The sequence below is a fragment of the Promicromonospora sp. MS192 genome, from assembly GCF_049532985.1.
In the GTDB taxonomy this organism is placed as follows: Bacteria; Actinomycetota; Actinomycetes; order Actinomycetales; family Cellulomonadaceae; genus Promicromonospora.
On record NZ_CP186693.1, the window covers coordinates 4580091 to 4600015 of the forward strand.

The 19925-nt window shown below is 73.8% G+C and carries 18 protein-coding genes and 1 riboswitch; of the genes, 7 read left to right on the top strand and 11 right to left on the bottom strand.

Annotated elements, in window-relative coordinates; translation table 11 throughout:
* Positions 1–17: 17 nt before the first annotated feature.
* Entirely contained in the window at positions 18–869 is an 852-nt protein-coding gene (locus ACO229_RS20470; RefSeq protein ID WP_423462614.1) for a hypothetical protein, read from the bottom strand.
* 67 nt (positions 870–936) lie between these two features.
* Here ACO229_RS20470 and ACO229_RS20475 point away from each other — a divergent pair, with 67 nt between their 5' ends.
* Positions 937–1938: a helix-turn-helix domain-containing protein gene (locus ACO229_RS20475; RefSeq protein ID WP_423462615.1), complete on the top strand. Its 1002-nt coding sequence runs from the start codon at positions 937–939 to the stop codon at positions 1936–1938.
* 28 nt (positions 1939–1966) lie between these two features.
* Complete coding sequence (locus tag ACO229_RS20480) at positions 1967–2860, top strand: LLM class flavin-dependent oxidoreductase (protein WP_423462616.1); 894 nt, start codon at positions 1967–1969, stop codon at positions 2858–2860.
* 131 nt (positions 2861–2991) lie between these two features.
* On the opposite strand, the gene ACO229_RS20485 is transcribed toward ACO229_RS20480, so the two are convergent.
* Positions 2992–3792: a mechanosensitive ion channel family protein gene (locus tag ACO229_RS20485; protein ID WP_423462617.1), complete on the bottom strand. Its 801-nt coding sequence runs from the start codon at positions 3790–3792 to the stop codon at positions 2992–2994.
* A gap of 179 nt (positions 3793–3971) precedes the next feature.
* Here ACO229_RS20485 and ACO229_RS20490 point away from each other — a divergent pair, with 179 nt between their 5' ends.
* Entirely contained in the window at positions 3972–5495 is a 1524-nt protein-coding gene (locus ACO229_RS20490) for an amidase (protein WP_423462618.1), read from the top strand.
* Positions 5496–5653: 158 nt separating this feature from the next.
* The gene (locus tag ACO229_RS20495; RefSeq protein ID WP_423462619.1) at positions 5654–6250 is read left to right on the top strand and encodes a hypothetical protein; all 597 of its coding nucleotides are present in this window, start codon (positions 5654–5656) and stop codon (positions 6248–6250) included.
* A gap of 9 nt (positions 6251–6259) precedes the next feature.
* Here the strand turns inward: ACO229_RS20495 and ACO229_RS20500 are convergent, their stop codons facing one another.
* On the bottom strand, positions 6260–7684 hold the full coding sequence (locus ACO229_RS20500) for an aminotransferase class V-fold PLP-dependent enzyme (protein WP_423462620.1): 1425 nt from the start codon (positions 7682–7684) through the stop codon (positions 6260–6262).
* Positions 7685–7715: 31 nt separating this feature from the next.
* Positions 7716–7829: riboswitch (SAM riboswitch) on the bottom strand.
* A gap of 245 nt (positions 7830–8074) precedes the next feature.
* Here ACO229_RS20500 and ACO229_RS20505 point away from each other — a divergent pair.
* Together ACO229_RS20505 and ACO229_RS20510 are read left to right on the top strand one after the other, a co-directional pair.
* Complete coding sequence (locus ACO229_RS20505) at positions 8075–8539, top strand: rhodanese-like domain-containing protein (protein WP_423462621.1); 465 nt, start codon at positions 8075–8077, stop codon at positions 8537–8539.
* Positions 8536–9801 (top strand): O-succinylhomoserine sulfhydrylase, encoded by a 1266-nt coding sequence (locus ACO229_RS20510; protein WP_423462622.1) that lies wholly within the window; start codon positions 8536–8538, stop codon positions 9799–9801. The genes ACO229_RS20505 and ACO229_RS20510 overlap by 4 nt, the downstream gene beginning before the upstream one ends.
* Before the next feature lie 163 nt (positions 9802–9964).
* Here ACO229_RS20510 and ACO229_RS20515 read toward each other — a convergent pair whose 3' ends face one another.
* Entirely contained in the window at positions 9965–12460 is a 2496-nt protein-coding gene (locus ACO229_RS20515; protein ID WP_423462623.1) for a glycoside hydrolase family 3 N-terminal domain-containing protein, read from the bottom strand.
* A 150-nt stretch (positions 12461–12610) separates the two neighbouring features.
* Between ACO229_RS20515 and ACO229_RS20520 the strand changes: the two genes are divergently transcribed.
* Positions 12611–13429, top strand: a complete 819-nt coding sequence (locus tag ACO229_RS20520; protein ID WP_423465327.1) for an MBL fold metallo-hydrolase — start codon at positions 12611–12613, stop codon at positions 13427–13429.
* A 37-nt stretch (positions 13430–13466) separates the two neighbouring features.
* On the opposite strand, the gene ACO229_RS20525 is transcribed toward ACO229_RS20520, so the two are convergent.
* The 7 genes from ACO229_RS20525 to ACO229_RS20555 all read right to left on the bottom strand — a co-directional run bounded on the left by ACO229_RS20525 (position 13467) and on the right by ACO229_RS20555 (position 19800).
* Entirely contained in the window at positions 13467–14627 is a 1161-nt protein-coding gene (locus ACO229_RS20525) for a GNAT family N-acetyltransferase (RefSeq protein ID WP_423462624.1), read from the bottom strand.
* Positions 14628–14654: 27 nt separating this feature from the next.
* Positions 14655–15401 (bottom strand): phosphoribosylformylglycinamidine synthase subunit PurQ, encoded by a 747-nt coding sequence (gene purQ / locus ACO229_RS20530; protein ID WP_397416485.1) that lies wholly within the window; start codon positions 15399–15401, stop codon positions 14655–14657.
* Positions 15401–15679 (bottom strand): phosphoribosylformylglycinamidine synthase subunit PurS, encoded by a 279-nt coding sequence (gene purS / locus ACO229_RS20535; protein ID WP_397416483.1) that lies wholly within the window; start codon positions 15677–15679, stop codon positions 15401–15403. Before purS ends, purQ begins: the two co-directional genes overlap by 1 nt.
* Before the next feature lie 104 nt (positions 15680–15783).
* Positions 15784–16548, bottom strand: a complete 765-nt coding sequence (locus ACO229_RS20540) for an alpha/beta hydrolase family protein (protein WP_423462625.1) — start codon at positions 16546–16548, stop codon at positions 15784–15786.
* A 110-nt stretch (positions 16549–16658) separates the two neighbouring features.
* Positions 16659–17948 (bottom strand): phosphoribosylamine--glycine ligase, encoded by a 1290-nt coding sequence (gene purD / locus ACO229_RS20545; protein WP_397416479.1) that lies wholly within the window; start codon positions 17946–17948, stop codon positions 16659–16661.
* A gap of 40 nt (positions 17949–17988) precedes the next feature.
* Complete coding sequence (locus ACO229_RS20550; protein WP_397416477.1) at positions 17989–19281, bottom strand: adenylosuccinate synthase; 1293 nt, start codon at positions 19279–19281, stop codon at positions 17989–17991.
* A gap of 75 nt (positions 19282–19356) precedes the next feature.
* Positions 19357–19800, bottom strand: a complete 444-nt coding sequence (locus tag ACO229_RS20555; RefSeq protein WP_397416475.1) for a DUF3151 domain-containing protein — start codon at positions 19798–19800, stop codon at positions 19357–19359.
* Positions 19801–19925: the final 125 nt, after the last annotated feature.

Genomic DNA, 19925 nt, shown 5'->3' on the forward strand with positions numbered 1-19925 from the left:
GGGAGAGGCAACACGGCTCAGCCGACGGCGAGGCGCGGCAGGAGGAGCTCCTCCCAGAGGACGGCCCGCTTCGGGCGGAAGAAGCCCGAGTGACCGATGCGGGTCAGGCCGTGGTCGGCAGCGCGCATCTCGACGAGCTCGATCTCGGTGCCCGGGAACTCGGCGCTCCAGGAGCGGATCGACTCCGGGGAGATGAGCTCGTCGTCCGCCGTCCACAGGGCCGTGACCGGCGTGCCCACCTTCGCGAACCGCTCCCGGAGCTCCGGGTGCTCGCTGAACAGGTAGTCGCGGTGCAGGCACCAGCGGCCCCACTGGCGCATGACGCCGGCGGGCAGGTCGTCCAGGATCCGGAGCCGGCGGCCCGGGTAGTAGCCCGCGACGGCGGTCGCGGCCGGGGCGATCACCCGCCACAGCAGCGGCGACCAGGTCCGGATCGCCGGCGCCGCCAGGCCCCGCCAGCCGGTGCCCGACGCGACCATGACGCAGCGCTCCACGGCGACGTCGGACAGGAAGCCCAGGCTCTGGCCGCCGAACGAGTGGCCCACCCACGTGAGCGGCACGCCCGCGGCGTCCGCCCGGACGCGGGCGTGCCCCGCGGCGCCCTCCGCGTCGCGGTACCAGTCCAGGGCGGTCGCGGCCGACTCCCGCAGCGGGCCGTACAGCTCCGGCTCGGACCCGCGGTAGGAGAAGGTCAGGACGGCCAGGCCCCGCTCGGCGAGCCAGGCCGCGGTGTGCCGGTAGAAGCGCATCGGCATCGCCATGGCGGGTGCGATCGCGACGACGCCCACGGGGTCGCCGTCCGGCAGGAACCAGCGGCCGGCGACGGGCTCGCCGTCGACCCCGGGGAAGCGCACGTCCTCGATGCTCACCTGCCGGAGGTTAGCAATCCCGTATCCTCGGGCCCGACGCTGCGGATCTCGTCCGGCGGGAGGACTCATGCTCGGTGAGGTGCTCGGCCTGACCACGTCCCAGGCCCTCGCGTACCACGACCTGGTGGGCTCGCCGTCCCTCGACGCGGCCGAGCTGGCCCGCCGCCTCGGCTGCGACCCGGGCGACGCCCTGGACGTGCTGCGCGCGCTGGAGAGCCACGGGCTCGCGACGCGGCAGAGCACCGACGACTCCCGCTTCCAGGCCGCGCCGCCCGAGATCGCGCTCGGCGCGCTGCTGGCCCGGCGCAAGGACGAGATCCAGGCCGCGCAGGAGGAACTGATCCAGCTCGAGGCGGAGTTCCGGCGCTCGTCCGCCCTCCGGCCCGCGACCGACGTCGTGGACGTGGTGCGCGGGGCCGACGCGGTGCGGCAACGGCTCACGCAGCTCCAGCTCGGTGCGCGCGAGACCGTCGAGTCGTTCACCAAGCCGCCGGTCTTCGTGATGTCCGTCGGCGAGAACACCGCCGAGGACCAGGCCGTCGCGCGCGGCGTTCGGTACCGCGTGGTCGTGGACCGGGTGTTCCTCGACACCGGCATGCTGCGCGTGGACGACGTCACCGAGGCGATCGAGAAGGGCGAGGACGTCCGGTTCTCGGAGCGGGTGCCGATCAAGCTCTTCATCATCGACCACCGGCTCGCGTTCGTGCCCATCCAGACGGTGCGGGAGGCCGGGGACGGCACCACCGACATGGCGCCCGACCTCGTGGGCGCGCTGATCATCCACCCCTCCGGGCTGCTGGACGCCCTGATCGCGCTGTTCGAGGGTGTGTGGCGCGACGCCACCCCGTTCCCCCTGCCCGGCGAGGGTGCCGAACGGTCCGGGCTCGACCGGCAGGACGCGCGCATCCTCGCGCTCATGCTCGCCGGTCTCACGGACCAGTCCGTGGCCAACCAGCTCGGCCTGTCGCTGCGCACCGTGCAGCGGCGCGTCAAGGTGCTGATGGGTATCGCCGGGGTCTCGACCAGGATCCAGCTGGGCTGGTACGCGGCCCGGAAGGACTGGATCTGACGGCTGCCGCCGTGACAGCGTGGCCCCCATGACCACACTGGCGTGCATCATCCGCCCCTCGACCCCGCCGTCCCGCATCGTTCCCCTCGCCCGCGCCGTCGAGACCGCGGGGATCGAGGAGATCTGGCTCTGGGAGGACTGCTTCCAGACGGGCGGGATCTCCGCCGCGACCGCCATCCTCGCTGCCACCGACCGGGTCCGGGTCGGGATCGGCGTGATGCCGACGCCGCTGCGGAACGTCGCGCTCACCGCCATGGAGGTCGCCACGGTCGACGGGATGTTCCCGGGGCGGCTCGTCCCCGGCATCGGTCACGGCGTGCAGTCGTGGATGGCCCAGGTGGGCGCGAAGGCGGCGTCCCCGCTCACGCTCATGCGCGAGTACTCGACGGCGCTGCGCTCGCTGCTCGCCGGGGAGCGCGTGACGACGTCGGGCCGGTACGTCTCCCTGGACGACGTCGCGCTCGACTGGCCGCCCGCCCGGCCCGTGGGGGTGCCGGTCGCCGCGACGGGACCGAAGTCGCTGCGGCTCGCGGGCGAGGTGGGCGACGGCGTGGTGCTGGAGGGTTCCGTGGGCCTGGCGGGCCTGCCGGGCGCGCTGGAACGTGTCGCCGAGGGCCGGGCCGCCGCCGGGCGGGAGGCCGAGGACTTCCCGGTGATCCAGTTCGTGTCGGGCGGCACCGGGCCGGACGCCGTCACGCGCCTGCGCGCCGAGCTCACCGCCTGGGGGCAGGACGTCGCCGACGACGAGCGCCTCGCGAGCTACGCGATCTGGGGCGACGCCCAGGACTTCGCCGACGGCGTGCGCCGGTTCGGCGACGCCGGGGCCGGCACCGTGGCGATCCAGCCGACCGAGGACGACCCCGACCTGGAGCGGCTCGCCGACGTGCTGGGCGAAGCCCGCGCGCTGCTGGGCGCGGGCTAGGGGGCTCGACCCGGCGGGCCGATCGCCACTGCCGGACGACCGCGAGTACCGACCCCCACAGGACGACGCCGGGGTCGCACCGTCGGTTGACGGTGCGACCCCGGCGTCCTGCGACCGGTGAGCCGGGGCGATCAGATGTCGCGCGGCGGCGGGGGCGCGAACGAGCCCGACGCCGGGGCGGCGCCCGGGTCGGTGCCCGGAGCGGTCCCGGTCCCCGCGGCGGGCGTGGCAGCGGCGCCACCACCCGACGAGAGGTTGCCGAGGAAGCCCTCGACGCGCGAGCGCATGGGGCCGATCAGCGCACCACCGACACCGACGATCAGAATTCCGGCGACGGTGGCCAGGAATGCGACGAGAACAGGCATTGTCACCGTGGTGCCGATGCCGATCTGGTTGACCGCGGCGATAACACCGAGCGCGATGATGAGGAACGACACGGCCTTGGCCACCAGAGAGCCGTAGGAAACACCGCTCATGGTGTTGAGCAGAAGGTCCTTCACGGCATTCGCGATGGCGCCGGCGATCACGACGATGATGATCGCGACCAGCAGGCTCGGCAGCCACGCCACGATGTCGTTCACGATCGCGCTCACCGGGTTGGTGGGCCCGAACGCGCTCAGCGCGAGCTGGAGCGTGATCAGCAGGATGAAGTAGTAGATGATCTTGGTGAGCAGCGAGATCGGCTCGATCCCCGAGCCCGCCAGGAGCCTCGTGGCCCCGGCCCGCTCCAGCACCTTGTTGAAGCCGACCCGCGTCAGGATCATCCCCACGAACCGGGCGATCGCCTTGGCGATGAAGTACCCGATGAGAAAGACGATCAGGAACACCAGAAGCTTCGGGATGAAGCTCGCGACGGCCCCGAGAGCGCTCGTGAGCGGCTCCAGCCAGTCGACCTGGCCCGGTAGAACGAGCCCTGCACTGAGGAATGTCATGGTTCTCTCCCCCTTAGAGACATTTCTGGTCACCTCTGGCGCCCCACGGTGGCGCGCCGTAAAGGTGCCGGCACCCCACGAACATATGCCGGAGAAGCGCATTCTGCGCGGTGGAATGACATTTCATTGCGCGACGCCCGGTCGTCAGATCGGTGCCGAGGTGCGCATAACCTGGCCCGATGGATGCCCTGCACGAGCGGACCGCCGTCGAGCTCCGCGACCTTCTCGCCGCCGGAGAGCTCACCCCCACCGAGGTCACCGACTACTTCCTCGACCGCGTCGAACGGCTCGACCCGCTGGTCGGCGCCTTCGCCACCGTCACCCCGGACCGTGCGCGGGCACGCGCCGCGGAGCTCGGGTCCGCGGGCCGCCCCGAGGGCGGCAGCGGCACGCAGCCGGACGGTGCGCCGTCGCCGGGCAGCCTGTGGGGCCTGCCCACCGGCGACAAGGACCTCTGGAACCGCGCGGGCGTGCCGACCGGCTTCGGGTCGCGCGCCTTCGCGGGCCTGCCGCCGGCGGAGCAGAGCGACGAGATCGTCCGCGTGCTCGACGACGCGGGGATCGTCAGCCTCGGCAAGACCGCTGCCCCCGAGCTCGGCTTCCCCGCCTACACGGAGCCGGTGGGCGCCCCGCCCGCGCGCACCCCGTGGGACCTGACCCGCGGTGCGGGCGGGTCGAGCGGCGGGGCCGCCGCCGCGGTGGCCGCGGGCATGCTGCCGTTCGCGCCCGGGTCCGACGGCGGTGGCTCGATCCGCATCCCGGCCGCGGCCTGCGGCGTCGTGGGTCTCAAGCCCACGCGCGGGCTGCTGCCGGCGGGCAGCGGTGTCGACGCGCTGGGCGGGCTGGTCGTCAACGGGCCTATCGCGCGCACGGTGGCCGACGCCGCGCTCCTGCTGGAGGCGATGCTCCCGAGGCGGGCCGGGGGCGGCGTCGCGCACCCGTTCACGCTGCGCGCGCCGTCGTACGCGGCGGGGGCCTACCTGGCCACGGCCCAGCGGGCGGAGCTGCCCGCCCCGGAGAACACCGGCGGTGCGGGCGCGAACGTCGCCCGGATCGGCGTCACCACGTCGTCGGCGTGGGACGGGTTCTACGACATCACGGTGTCGCCCGAGGCACGGGCGGCCCTCGACGCGGGTGTGCGCGCGCTGGCCGGGGCCGGGCACGAGATCGAGGAGACGGTCCTCGCCGAGGCCCCCGAGTACGCCCCCGCGTTCCGCACCCTGTGGATGGGCGGCGCCTCCGCGGTGCCCCTCGACGACCCCGCGACGCTCGACCGGCTGGAACCGTTGACGCAGTGGCTGATCCGGTCGGGGCGTGAGCTGCCGGCGCGGCAGCTCGCCGAGGCACTGCGCACGCTCACAGGCTACGAACGGTCCCTGGTCGCTCAGGTCAGCGCGTACGACGCCGTCGTCACCCCCGCGCTCGCGCTCACGCCCCGTCCGATCGGGTGGTACGACGCCGAGGACCCGGAGCGGAACTTCGAGCAGCAGTGCCAGTACACGCCGTTCACCTCGATGCTCAACGTCGCGGGGCTGCCCGCGATCACGGTGCCGACGCACTGGACCGAACCCACCAGCGACGCGCCTGCGGGCCTGCCGATGGGCGTGCAGATCGTCGGCCGGCCGGGCGGCGAGCTCACGCTCCTGGCACTCGCGGCACAGGTCGAGGCCGCCCTCCCGGCACCGCGCGCCTTTCCCCTCTGACGGGTCGGGACGCGCAGGCCGCTCCCGTGACCTGCGCGTCCGGCGACGCCGCTCGGGCCGAACGGCTTCGGTCCTGACCGAAAGGGGTTTCGCCGACCTCGCACCGTCTGCGAAGGTACCCCTGGAGGGTATTCAGCCGGTCGCGAGGAGACAGGACCATGACCGAGACGTTCGAGACGGCGGCGGCCGCACGGCCGAGCCGCTGGACCGGGACCTGGCCGACCAACACCGCCTGGCTGGTGCTCGGAGCGGTCACGGGTGTGGGCCTGCTCATCGGCGGCACGGCGATCGCGGGCGCCGGCTGGCAGGACGCCGTCGCCGAGGACCCGGCCACCGCCGTCGGCGTCGCGGCGCTGTGCTATCTGGCCGCCGCCGTGACGGGCGTGCGCTGGACCGCCTGGCTGGTCGCGCTCCTGGCGTCCGCGATCCCGGTCGCGTCCGAGCTGCTCGACACGCCCCGGTGGATCGCCTTCACGCTGGTGGGCGTGGTCCTCACCGGCATCGGGCTCGCCCGCGGACGCCGGGCCACCTGGGTGCAGGCCGCCGCGATGGCAGGCTTCTTCGGGGCCGCGACGGCGGCCCTGTTCCTGGAGCCGCGCTCAGGGCTGGCCCTCGCGGGCCTCGCCCTGGCCGCGCACGCGGTCTGGGACGTGCTGCACTACCGCCGCGACGTGGTGGTCAACCGGTCCCTCGCGCTCTGGTGCATCGGTCTCGACCTGACGCTGGGCGGCATCTGCGTGGCCCTGGCGCTGTAGCGGTCGGGGCTAGTCCTCGTCGGGAAGGCAGCCGAAGGCCTCGTCGAAGCCCAGCGCGGCCGTCGCCAGCAGGCCCGCGAGACCGGATCCCTCCGGGACCGGGCGCGGGTCGTCGGTGACCACCCAGAGGCCGTCGACGACGTCGTACCCGGCCTGCGGGCCCTCGGCGACGAGCCGGGCCACGGCGGCGACCAGGCGTTCCACCTCCTCGCCCGCGGTGCCGACGCCCACCGAGGCACGCACGGCCCCAGCGTCGAAGCCGAGGCGGCCGAGCAGAGGGTGCGCGCAGAACCTGCCGTCCCGCACGCCGATGCCGTGCTCCGCGGAGAGGTAGGCGGCGACGAGGCCCGGGTCGTACCCGGACACGGTGAAGGTCACCACGCCCACCGGGTCCACGGCGTCCGCCCACACCCGCACCACCTCGACGCGGTCGATCGCCTCGAGGCCGGCCACCAGCCGTTCCCGCAACGCCGTCTCGTGCGCGACCACCTCGGCAGGGTCGAGCGCCGCGAGCTCCTCGCACGCCGCGGCCAGGGCCACCGCGCCGATCACGTTGGGCGAGCCGGCCTCGTGGCGGGCGGGACCCTCGTGCCAGTCCGTGCCACCGACCCGGACACGCCGGACGGCACCGCCGCCCGCGAGGTACGGCGTACCGGCGTCGAGCCAGTCGCGACGGCCCACCAGGGCGCCCGCACCGAACGGCGCGTACGTCTTGTGGCCGGAGAACGCGAGGTAGTCGACACCGGTCGACTCCAGGGAGATGCGGCGGTGCGGCACGAGCTGGGCGCCGTCGAGCACCACGCGCGCGCCGTACTCGTGCGCGACGGCCACGATCTGGTCGACCGGGAGGGACTCCCCCGTCACGTTGGAGGCGCCGGTGAGGGCGAGGAGGGCGAACGGCCGGTCCGCGGCGGCGTCGGCGAGCTCCTCGCGGATCTGCGCCAGCGTCTCGGCGACGGTCGCGCCGCCGGTCAGCACGGTCGCACCCGTGGACCGCTGCCAGGGCAGCAGGTTGGCGTGGTGCTCGACGTCGAGCACCAGCACGCGGCCGGGCTCGCCGTCGGGCTGGGCGGGGACGCAGCCGGCGAGGAGGTTCAGGGAGTCGGTGGTGTTGCGGGTGATGATCGTCAGGTCGTCCTCGCGGGCGCCGACGAACGCGCCGATCGTGCGGCGGGCGGTCTCGTACAGCGCCGTGCTCACCTGCGAGAGGTAGCCGGCGCCGCGGTGCACGCTGGCGTACAGGGGGAGCACCTGGGTGACGCGGTCGGCGACGGCCTGCAGCGCCGGGGCGGACGCGGCGACGTCGAGGTTCGCATAGGCGACCTGGGTACCGTCCACGAGCGGCACGAGCGTCGCGCCGCCGACGACGGGTCGCAGCGGGGCGACGTCGGCCACCGGGGCGGCGGGACGACGGGTGAGGGTGGGTGCGGACATGGCATCCTCCAGCAAGGTCCTGGGGGACGTGCCCCCGCGCTTGCCGCACGCGGGCTGCGCACGGCCAGGTCGTCACCCGGGGCACCCCACCGCGGAGGAGGGTTGCCGGCCAGCGAGCCGGGGCTTGGCGCTGGCACTCATGACCTGGCGTCATCCTGTGTCGCGGGTCAAGGGACTGTCAACGGATGTCTCAGATGCTGGTCCCAGCATCCGAGCGCACGCCCAGCGTGCGAGACACCGTTCCACCCACCGGACAGATGTCGTAGGGTTGGCCACGACCATCCCGAGCGGCCGAGTGACGTGGCACGACGACGCCGCAGCAACCCAGCGTTCCCGCCTCGCGGCGCGGACGGACGAGGGTGCTACCGCCACGACCGATGGAGGAGCACCATGAGCGATCCCGCACACCCCGAAGCCCGGCCCGCCGACGGCTACGCCGGCGATCTCACGCCCCAGCAGGCCTGGGACCTGCTCGCGGACGACCCGGACGCCACGCTGGTGGACGTCCGCACCGACGGCGAGTGGCGCACCATCGGCGTGCCGGACACGTCGTCGCTCGGCAGGCGGCCCGTGTTCAGCGAGTGGGTGCGGGCCGGGGGACGGCCCAACCCCGCGTTCCTGGAGGAGCTCAAGGCGGCCGGCGTGACGCACGGGCCCGTGGTCTTCCTCTGCCGGTCGGGTCAGCGCTCGATCGGCGCGGCGCGGCTCGCGACGGCGTCGGGCATCACGCCGTCGTACAACGTGCTGGACGGGTTCGAGGGCGCGCCCGGGGCCGACGGCGTCCGCGACCAGCGAGGCTGGAAGGTCGCCGGGCTGCCCTGGTCGCAGGGCCCGGCGTCGGAGGGCGACGCGTGACCGTCACGGGGGCCTTCCCGCACGACGCGAGCCCGGGCGGGTCCGGCCGCAAGCCGCTGCCGCCCACCGTCCGACCGCAGACCCTCGCCGTGCGCGGCGGGCACCAGCGCAGCGAGTTCCAGGAGACCAGCGAGGCGCTGTTCCTCACGCAGGGCTACGTGTACGACTCGGCGGCCGACGCCGAGGCCGCGTTCAAGGGCGACCTGGACCGGTTCGTCTACTCCCGCTACGGGAACCCGACGGTGCACACGTTCGAGGAGCGCCTGCGCCTGCTGGAGGGCGCCGAGGCCTGCTACGCGACCGCGACGGGCATGTCCGCGGTGTTCACGTCGCTGGCCGCGCTCGTGGGGTCCGGCTCGCGGATCGTGGCCGCCCGGGCCCTGTTCGGGTCCACCGTGGTGATCTTCGAGGAGATCCTCAAGAAGTGGGGGGTGCACACCGACTACGTCGACGGGCACGTGCTGTCCCAGTGGGAGGAGGCCCTCTCCACACCGGCGGACGTGGTGTTCTTCGAGACGCCCTCCAACCCGATGCAGGACATCGTGGACGTGCGCGCCGTCGTGGGCCTGGCCCACGCGGCCGGGGCGACCGTGGTGCTCGACAACGTCTTCGCCACCCCGCTGCTGCAGAAGCCGCTGGAGCTGGGCGCCGACGTGGTCGTGTACTCGGCCACCAAGCACATCGACGGCCAGGGCCGTGTGCTCGGCGGCGCGATCCTCGGCTCGACCGAGTACGTGACCGGCCCCGTGCAGACCTTCATCCGCAACACGGGGCCGTCACTGTCGCCGTTCAACGCGTGGACCCTGCTCAAGGGCCTGGAGACGCTGCCGGTACGCGTCGCGGCGCAGGGCGCGGGCGCGCTCACCGTCGCGAACGCCCTGGAGGAGCTGCCCGGGGTGGGCGCGGTCCGGTACCCGTTCCTCGACTCGCACCCGCAGGCCGAGCTCGCGCGCGCCCAGATGAGCGGGGGCGGCACCGTGGTCACGTTCGACCTGGCCGTCCCCGAGGGCGTCGACGCCGAGAGCGCGAAGAAGCACACGTTCGCGTTCCTCGACGCGCTCCGGGTGATCGACATCTCGAACAACCTGGGCGACGCGAAGTCCCTGATCACCCACCCCGCGACCACCACCCACCGCAAGCTGGGCGCGCCCGGCCGGGCCGCCGTCGGCATCACGGAGACGACGGTGCGCCTCTCGGTCGGCCTGGAGGACCCCCGCGACCTGGTCGAGGACGTGGAGCAGGCGCTCGCCTCGGCGGGCTGACCCGGAGAGGACATGGCCCGCGGGTGTGGGTTGCTCCGCGTAGACATTGTCTACCCAGAGCAACCCACCCCCGCGGGGCACCTTCACCTGGCGGGTCCCGCCCCGGCCGCCCTCCGCCGACCGTCCTGTGCCGGCCCCTGTCGGAGGCCCAGGCGTGCTTCCGTCAGCGTCCGCCCTCCGCCTCGCCCAGGATGCTCAGGGCGAGGCCGGCACGCCCCTCCAGCCGGGCGACGTCGGCCCGGGCGAGCAGGCGGGACTCGCGCGCCGGGACGCCGTCCACGGGGTCGAGCACCGCGTCCTGCAGCGCCAGCCGGTGCTCGTCGAGGTGGGCGACCCGGCCACCCGTGGACAACCCCCAGCCGAACGGGAACAGCGGGTCGTAGTCCCGGTCGCCGACGTTGACCACCGGGTCGTCGGCGGACCGCGGCCACGAGACCGGCAGCCGGCCCGTGAACCGGCGCTCGCCGAACAGCACGTCCGCGACGCCCGCGCCCTCCGTCCCCGGCAACCACGACGCGACCAGCGCGTCGATCGAGCCGAGCTGGTCGGTCAGCACCTGCGGCCGGCCCGAGACCACCAGGACCACGCAGGTACGGATCTCGGCGCACACCTTCTCCACGACCTCGGCGTCTCCCGGCTGGAGCGCCATCGACTTCTCCTCGCGCGGCACGCCGCCGTCCGCCGGGTCCCAGGCCCACTCGGGGCCACCCACGTCACCGAACCCCTCGGCGTACGGGGTCTCCCCCACGACGACGACGCCGACGTCGGCCCCGGCGGTCGGCGCGGAGGCGTCCTCGCTGAACGTGACGTCGTCGGCCGCCGCCCGGATGCCCTCCAGGATCGTGGTGCCCTCGGTGACGTCGCCCGAGAAGCCCTGCCACGTGCCGGTCCAGCCGCCGGCCTGGTTGCCCAGGTCGTCGGCGTTGCGGCCCGCCACGTAGATGCTCGCGTCGTGGTCCAGCGGCAGCGCGTGCCGCGCGTTCTTGAGCAGCACCTGCGACGCCGCCACCGCCTGGCGCGCGACGGCCCGGTGCTCCGCGGACCCGATCTCGTCGGCATGCGACCGGTCGGCGAACGGCTCCTCGAACAGGCCCAGCTCGAACTTGGCCGTCAGGATCCGGGACACGGCGTCGTCGATCCGCTCCTCGGCCACGGCACCGTCCTGCACCGCCGCGACGAGCCGTGTATGGAACCGCTCGAACTGCGAGGGCTCCATGAACATGTCCACGCCCGCGTTCACGCTCGTGACGATCTGGCCGGTGGTCGGCGGGTCGGGCGCGAGCGGCGGGATCTGGTGGATGCCCTGGTAGTCGCTGATGACGAAGCCCTCGAAGCCGTGCCCGTCCTTGAGCCAGCCGTTGATCAGCTCGTCGTGGGCGTGCATCTTGAGGGGGTTGCCCAGGCCGTCGTCGGTCCAGTCGACGCTGGAGAAGCTCGGCATGACCGAGCCGACGCCTGCCCCGAGCGCCGCCTCGTAGGGCGGCAGGTCCACGGCCTCGACATGCCGCCGGCTCTGCTGCGTGACTCCCTGGTCGATCGTGTAGTCGCCCTCGCCGGTGCCGTACGCGGTGTCGCCGTCGGCCACGAAGTGCTTGGCCGTGGCGAGGACGGATCGGCTGCCGTCCAGGCGGCGCCCCTGGAACCCCGTGACGGCGGCGGCACCGAGCACCCCCGCCAGCGCCGGGTGCTCGCCGAAGGACTCGTAGGTGCGGCCCCAGCGGTCGTCGCGCGCCACGCACAGGCAGGGCGCGAACGTCCAGGGAATGCCGGTCGCACGGGTCTCGGTGGCGACCATGCGCTCGGCCCGGGCCACCAGCAGTGGGTCGCGCGTGGCGCCGAGCCCGATGTTGTGCGGCAGGATCGTGGCCCCCGCCAGGTTGCCGTGCCCGTGCACCGAGTCGACCCCGTAGATCAGGGGGATCTGCAGCCGGGTCGCCAGGGCGCGTGCCTGGAAGCCGTCGATCGCGTCGGCCCAGCCCTCGGGTGTGTTGTCGGCGGGCGTGGACCCGCCGCCGCTCAGGATCGACCCGAGCCCGAGCTCCGTGACGACCGCCGGGTCACCCGCGACGTTCGCCCGTTCGGCCTGCGTCATCTGCCCCACCTTCTCGGCCGTCGTCATGCGGCCCAGCAGGTCCGCGACCCGGCGCTCCGTGGGCAGGCGGCGGTCGAGGTACGGCAGCCCGTGCGCCCGGACGACGACGGTGGGGTCGGCGGACACCTCCGCGTCCCCGGACTCCAGGCCCACCCGGACCGTCTCCGCCGTCTCGCCCGACGCCGACGCCCGGGTGCGGATCGCGATGGTCCGCTCGGCGCCCGACGGCGTTCCTGCCGCGAACTCGACGGTGCCGGAGCCGGCGGTGTAGTCGACGTCGGCGGTCGCGGTGCCCGAGCCCGTGCGCCAGCGGACCGTGACGGGTGCGGCGAGGGTGCCGCCGCCGTCGGCCTCGACGGTGAGCGTGACGTGCGCGGTGCCACCGTCGCCGACCAGGACGACGGGATCCGCGCTGACCAGGACTTGGCCGTCAGCGGCGCCGGCTGCGGGGACGGGCACGGGGACGGCCTGGGCGGTCGCGGCGAGCGCGACCGCGGCCAGGAGTGCGGGAACGGTGCGGGCTGTGCGGCCGCGAGAGCCTCGCGACCTGCCGGGAACGAGGGGCATTCCGGGGGTCCTCTCGCCATTGGGAGGTGGTTCATCGATCACACACCGCGGGACGCCGCAGCACAAGCCCCGTCGCCCCCTGGATAAGGTGATCCGGTGATTCCGGTCGTCTCCTTCGCGTCGGTGCTCCGTGCCGACAACCCCGGCCCGATGACGCTCGACGGGACCCGGTCCTACGTGCTGCGCGCCCCCGGCGCACCCGGCTGCGTGGTGGTGGATCCCGGGCCCGGCCTGGAACCGCACCTCACCGCCCTGGCGGACGCCGGTCCGGTCGAGCTGGTGCTCGTCACCCACCGGCACGCCGACCACACCGGCGGGCTCGCCCGGTTCCGCGAGCTGACCGGGGCGCCGTCACGGGGCGTCCTGCCGGAGTTCTGCGCGGACGGCAGAAGCACCGGCCCGAGGTCCGGACCGCTGGCCGACGGCGAGGTCCTGGAGGTCGCGGGCCTGCGCATCGAGGTGCTGGCCACGCCGGGACACACCGCGGACTCCGTGTGTCTCGTGGTGTCGGCACCCACCGGCGAGTCGCCGGGAGAGGCGACCGGGACGGCGTCGGGCACGGTGGTGCTCACGGGGGACACGGTGCTGGGCCGGGGTACGACGGTGCTCGCCGAACCGGACGGCTCGCTGGGGCACTACCTGGCGTCGCTGGACCGCCTCGCGTCGCGGGTCGCCGGGCTCGACGGGGCCACGTCGCCCGTCCTCGGCCTGCCCGGGCACGGGCCGGTCGTGGACGACCTCGGCGCGGTGGTGCGGGCCTACCGCGAGCACCGGCAGGAGCGGCTGGACCAGGTGCGCTCCGCCCTGACCGCCCTCGACGCGCCGTTGCCCCGCGCCGGGACCCCGCTCCCGGACCGGCTGCTGGACGAGGTGACGCGCGCGGTGTACTCCGACGTCGACCCGTCGGTGCTGCCGGCGGCCCGCTCGTCGGTCCGCGCCCAGCTCGACTATCTCCGCGACGTGCGCTGAGGAACCGCACCCCGGACCGCCCGTGCGCGGCCGGAGCTCAGAGGGGCTTCGCCAGGAACAGCAGCAGCGGGTCGTCGGGGGTGTCGTGCGGCGGGTACGGCAGCACGGGCCGGTAACCGAGCCCGACGTACAGGCGCAGCGCCTCCGGCTGGCGGATCCCCGTCCCGAGGAAGAGCGCGAGCCCGCCCCGGCGCCGCGCCTCGGCCTCGACCTGGCGGACCAGCGCCGTGGCGACGCCCGCGCGCCGTGCGGCGGGCTCCACGAACACCCCGCGCATCTCGAACCCGCGTGAGTCCGCGGCCGCGACCGGCCCCGCCGTCGTGGCCGAGGCGGCGACGAGCCCCGCGACGCCTCGCAGCGGATCGGCGGTGAGGTGCTCGGGCCCGGCCTGAGCGACGGCGAGCGTGGCGCACCCGGCCGGCCGGCCGTCCACGGTGGCGACGAGGGTGGCCAGGGCGGACCGGCCCCGCTCGGCGTCGACGGCCTCGTGACCGCCGCGCGCCGCGACGTCGCGTGCCATCTCGGGGTACCGCTCCTGGTGGAACTCCCACATGGCGCGGCGCAGGGCGACGGCGTCGGGATCGGCCCAGGGCACCTCACGCAGCTCCACGACCGGGGAGCTGCCCTCGCCCTCCCGGCGGGCCGGCTCGCCGTCGGGCCCGGGCACGAGCCACTTGCCGAAGCAGCGTGACCCGGGCTCGTCCGAGAACACACCGAACGACTCGACCGGGTCGTACCCCATCCGCAGGTACAGCCCGAGCGACTCGGGCTGCATGAGGCCGCTCTCCAGGACGAGGTGCCGCACGCCCGCGGCGCGGGCCACGTCCTCCACGGCCTCCATCAGGGTGCGGGAGAGGCCGCGGCCCCGGAATCCGGGGGCGACGTACACGCGCTTGACCTCGCCCGTGCCCTCGGGGTGCCGGCCGCCGCGGTAGTCGTCGCGGCCGGACAGGTCGCGGGCCGCGGCGTGCGCGGCGGGCTCCCCGTCCACCCGGAGCAGGAGGGTGGCGAAGACGTTCGAGGGGTCGACCTGGTCGCGCCCGTCGGGCACGGGCAGGCCGTCGTCGTTCGACGGTGCGCCGGGCTCGGCGTACCGCAGGTCGATCTCGCGCTGCTGCTCGGTACGGAGGCGGACGGCGTCCGGGTGGTCCCAGCTCACCGTCTCGATGGTGAGCCCCGCCAGCACCTCAGCGGCCATGCGTGCCTGCCCGGGACGAGCCCGTGGTCACGCGTGGACCAGCGAGGACAGCACCGACGTGAAGAACGTCAGCCCGTCGGTGCCGGCGCGCGGCCCCTCGGCGGAGGCCGGCCCGAACCCGGGCTCGACGGCGTGCTCCGGGTGCGGCATGAGCCCCACCACGTTGCCGCGGTCGTTGGTGATGCCCGCGATGTCGCGGCGCGACCCGTTCGGGTTCCAGCCCTCGTAGCGGAAGACGACGCGGCCCTCGCCCTCGAGCTCGTCGAGGGTGCGCTCGTCCGCCACGAACTGGCCGTCCTGGTTCTTCAGCGGGATCGTGATCCGCTGGCCGCGCCGGAACTCGTTGGTCCAGGCGGTGTGCGCGTTCTCGACGACCATCGACTGCTCCCGGCACACGAAGTGCAGGTGGTCGTTCTTGACCATGGAGCCGGGCAGCAGGTGCGCCTCGGTCAGCACCTGGAAGCCGTTGCAGATGCCGAGCACCGGCATACCGCCCTTGGCGGCGTCCACGACGGCGGACATCGCCGGGGCGAACCGGCTGATCGCACCCGCGCGCAGGTAGTCGCCGTAGGAGAACCCGCCGGGCAGCACCACCGCGTCGACGTCCTGGAGCGACTCGTCCGCGTGCCACAGCGACACGGCCTCGGCACCCGCGAGGCGCACGGCACGCACCGCGTCCCGGTCGTCGAGCGTGCCGGGGAACGTGATGACGCCGATCCGGGCGCCCCCGATGCCGGGGACCGGGGCGGCGGACGTCGGCTCGACCACCGACATCAGGCGCTCACCGCGGTCTCGGTGACGGCGTCCGACGCGTCGGTCACCGACACGACGTCCTCGATCACCGGGTTGGACAGGAGGGTGGCGGCGGCCTCGCGCGCGGCGGCGAGGATCTCCGGCGTCACCTCGCCGTCCACCTCGAGCTCGAACCGCTTGCCCTGACGCACGCCGGAGAACTGGGTGAAACCGAGGCGCGGCAGCGCCCCGACGACAGCCTTGCCCTGGGGGTCCAGGATCTCGGGCTTGGGCATGACCTCGACGACGACGCGTCCCACGAAGGCTCCTTGCTGATGGGAATGGCGAGGAAGATTCCGGGGAGAGTCTACTTGCGCGGCGGGGTGCCCCGCTGTCCGGGACCAGTGACGTGCGCCGCGCCGGTTCAGACGGTGAGGTACTGGTCCGCCCAGGCGCTGATGATGCGGGCCGCCCGCTTGGCCTGACCGGGCGCGGTGAGCAGGTGGTCGGCGCCCTCCAGCGAGACGAACGAGCGCGGGTGCCGCGCCTCCCGGAAGATCTCCCCGGCGTTCGAGATGTCGACGGTGCTGTCCGTCGGCGAGTGCATGACCAGCAGGGGCGAGCCCATCTCGCGGATCTTCGAGCGCAGCTCGGCCCGCCGGACGTCCTCGACGAAGTGCCGCTTCAGCGTGAGCGCGCGGCCGCCCACCATCCACGGGGCGTGACCGTCGTCGAACACGCGGCCCAGGACGGCGTCGTAGTTGTGCTCCGCGTGCCGCGGCTGGACGGGGGCGCCGATCGTCGCGACGGCCTGCACGCCCGGCACGTCCGCGGCGGCGGCGATCACGGCCGCTCCGCCGAACGAGTGGCCCACGAGCAGGTGCACCGGCCGGCCCTGGCCGGCCATGAACTCGGCGGCCCGCACCGTGTCGGCGACCTTGTGCGTGAACGAGCCGTCGCCCCAGTCGCCCTCGGAGTCCCCCAGGCCGAGGTTGTCGAAGCGCAGCATCCCGATGCCCTCGGCGGCGAGCTGCTTGCAGATCCGCGCCGCGGCCGGCGAGTCCTTGCCGAGCGTGAACCCGTGGGAGAACACCCCCCAGCCGCGCACCTCGCCGTCGGGCAGATCGACGATGCCCGCGAGCCGCGGACCTGACGTGCTCTCGAACGTGACGCGCTCGCGCTCGGCCACGACCCACTCCCCCTGTCGACAGGCCGTGATGGTAACGCCGCCCAGGTTTCGCGGAGGTGACGCCGGCGGACGGCGAGACCACCCGGAGCAGGTGGCAGCCGCACGCGGCGCTACGGGACGGTGACCTCGCCGCGCTCCGCCTTCAGCGCGATGTCGGTGCGGTGGTGCGAACCTTTGAGGTCGATCCGCGCCACACCCTCGTAGGCCCGACGCCGGGCGTCCGCCAGATCGGTACCGAGCGCCACGACGGACAGCACCCGCCCGCCCGCGCTGACCAGCTCCCCGGTCTCGGAGCGGCCGGTGCCCGCGTGGAGCACGTGCACCCCGGGCAGCGCCGCGACGTCCTCGAGACCGTTGATCGGGTCGCCCGCACGCGCCGACGCCGGGTAGCCCTCCGACGCGACGACCACCGTCACCGACGCCTCCGGGCGCCAGCGCAGCGGCTCCAGCCCGGCGAGCCCGCCCGTGGCCGCGGCGAGCAGCACCTCGGACAGCGGCGTCGCGAGCCGGGCCAGCACGGACTGCGTCTCGGGGTCGCCGAAGCGCGCGTTGAACTCCACCACACGGGTGCCCCGGCTGGTGAGCGCGAGCCCCACGTACAGGACACCGGAGAACGGCGTGCCGCGCCGCGCCATCTCGTCGACGGTGGGCTGGGCGATGCGCGAGACCACCTCGTCGACCAGGCCCGGCGGCGCCCACTCCAGCGGCGTGTAGGCGCCCATGCCGCCGGTGTTGGGGCCCTCGTCGCCGTCGCCGACCCGCTTGAAGTCCTGCGCCGGGACCAGGGGGACCACCGTGGCGCCGTCGCACACGCAGAACAGGGACACCTCGGGGCCGTCGAGGTACTCCTCGATCACCACGCGGCCGTCCTCGTGGGCCAGGCAGGCCTCGCCGTGCGCGAGCGCCTCGGCCCGGTCGGACGTCACCACGACGCCCTTGCCCGCGGCCAGACCGTCGTCCTTGACGACGTACGGCGCGCCGAACGCGTCCAGGGCGGCGGCGAGCTCGGCCGTGTCGGTGCACACGTGCGCCATCGCGGTCGGCACGCCCGCGGCGGCCATGACCTCCTTGGCGAACGACTTGGAGCCCTCCAGCCGGGCGGCCTCGCCCGACGGGCCGAACACCGGGATGCCGGCCGCGCGGACCGAGTCGGCCACGCCCGCGACGAGCGGCGCCTCCGGGCCGACGACGACGAGGTCGGCACCCACCTGCTCGGCGAGGGCAGCGACCGCCGTCCCGTCCAGCGGGTCGACCGGGTGCAGGGTGGCCAGCTCCGCGATGCCCGGGTTGCCCGGGGCCGCGTGCAGCTCGTGCGCGGCGGTGCCGGCCTCGGTCTCCCGGTGCAGGGAGTGGATGATGGCGTGCTCACGGGCACCGGTGCCGATGACGAGGATCTTCACTGTGGCGGAGGGCTCTCTCGGTGGTGTGGTCTCAGCGGGTTCAGCGGGCGTGGATGAGGTCGTGGACGGGGATGATCTCGTCACGCTTGGGACCCACGCCGATGGCGGAGATCCGGGTGCCCGACATCTCCTCGAGCGCCTTCACGTACGCCTGGGCGTTCTTGGGCAGGTCGTCGAACGAGCGGGCCTGGGAGATGTCCTCCCACCAGCCGTCGAGCTCCTCGTAGATCGGCTTCGCGTGGTGGAACGCCGTCTGGTCGGTGGGCATCTCGTCGTGGCGCACGCCGTCGACGTCGTAGGCCACGCAGACCGGGACTTTCTCCATGCCGGTGAGCACGTCGAGCTTGGTGAGCACGATGTCGGTGAGCCCGTTGATGCGCGTCGCGTAGCGCGCGATGACGGCGTCGTACCAGCCGGTGCGGCGCGCGCGTCCCGTGGTGACGCCGTACTCGCCGCCGGTCTTGCGCAGGAACTCGCCCTTGTCGTCGAACAGCTCCGTGGGGAACGGGCCCTCACCGACGCGGGTCGTGTACGCCTTGATGACGCCGATCACGGAGTCGATCCGGGTGGGCCCGACGCCGGACCCGGTGACCGCGCCGCCCGCCGTCGCGCTGGACGAGGTGACGAACGGGTAGGTGCCGTGGTCGATGTCGAGCATCGTGGCCTGGCCGGCCTCGAACAGCACGTTCTTGCCCGCGTCCAGTGCCTTGTTCAGCTCGACGGCGGTGTCGGTGACCATGGGGCGCAGCCGCTCGGCGTACTGCAGCAGCTCGTCGAGCGTCTCGTCGACCGTGATGGCCCGCCGGTTGTAGACCTTCACGAGCAGGTGGTTCTTCTGGTCCAGCGAGCCCTCGATCTTGGCGCGCAGGATCTTCTCGTCGAACAGGTCCCACATGCGGATGCCGACGCGGTTGATCTTGTCGGCGTACGCCGGCCCGATGCCGCGGCCCGTGGTGCCGATGCGCCGCTTGCCGAGGAACCGCTCGGTCACCTTGTCGATGGTGCGGTGGTACGGGGCGATGACGTGCGCGCTGCCCGACACGAGCAGGCGGGACACGTCCACACCGCGCTCGATCAGGGCGTCGAGCTCCTCGAACAGAACCTCGATGTCGACCACCACGCCGTTGGCGATGACCGGCACGACGCCCGGCGACAGGATGCCCGACGGCAGCAGGTGCAGGGCGTACTTCTCGTCGTCGATGACGACCGTGTGCCCCGCGTTGTTACCACCGTTGAACTTGACCACGTAGTCGACGCGGGAGCCCAGGAGGTCCGTCGCCTTTCCCTTGCCCTCATCGCCCCACTGGGCCCCGACGAGCACGACGCCTGGCATGGATCTCCACCTTCTCGGATTGCTTGGTCGCTCCGCCGCGTGCGCTCCGTTGGCGCCGGCGAGCCGCGCCCGAGTCTACTTCGTGGTGGGACGCAGGGCGCGGACCTCGTCCGCGGACGTGCCGGAGTCCGTGAGGAACGTCGCACAGCGCTCGGCCTCCGCCTCCTCGCCGATGCGGTGCGCGGCCTCCGAGAGGGCAAGCAGGGCACGCAGGAAACCCTGGTTGGGCACGTGCCCGGCCGGGATCGGGCCCTGACCCCGCCAGCCCGCCCGGCGCAGCGCGTCCAGGCCGCGGTGGTAGCCGGTGCGGGCGTAGGCGTACGCCGCGACGTCGGCCGCAGCGGTGCCCACCGTGAGCGAGCCCTCGGCCAGGACGGCCCACACGAGGGACGACGCCGGAGCCTGCGCCGCCACCTCGACCGGGTCGTCCCCGCTGGTCAGGCGCTCACGAGCGGCCGGGAGGTCGTCGGGCAGCAGCGTCGGGGCCGGGCCCTGCAGCAGGTTCTCGTGGGTGCTCATGCACGGATTCTCACACTTCCGGGACACCGAGGGGCAAAGCCGGGCGCACCGGATTGCCCGCGAGCTCTGCCGAGGCGGTGAATTTTGCCTTTCATCCGGTGCGATCGAGCAACAGTCGTTACGCT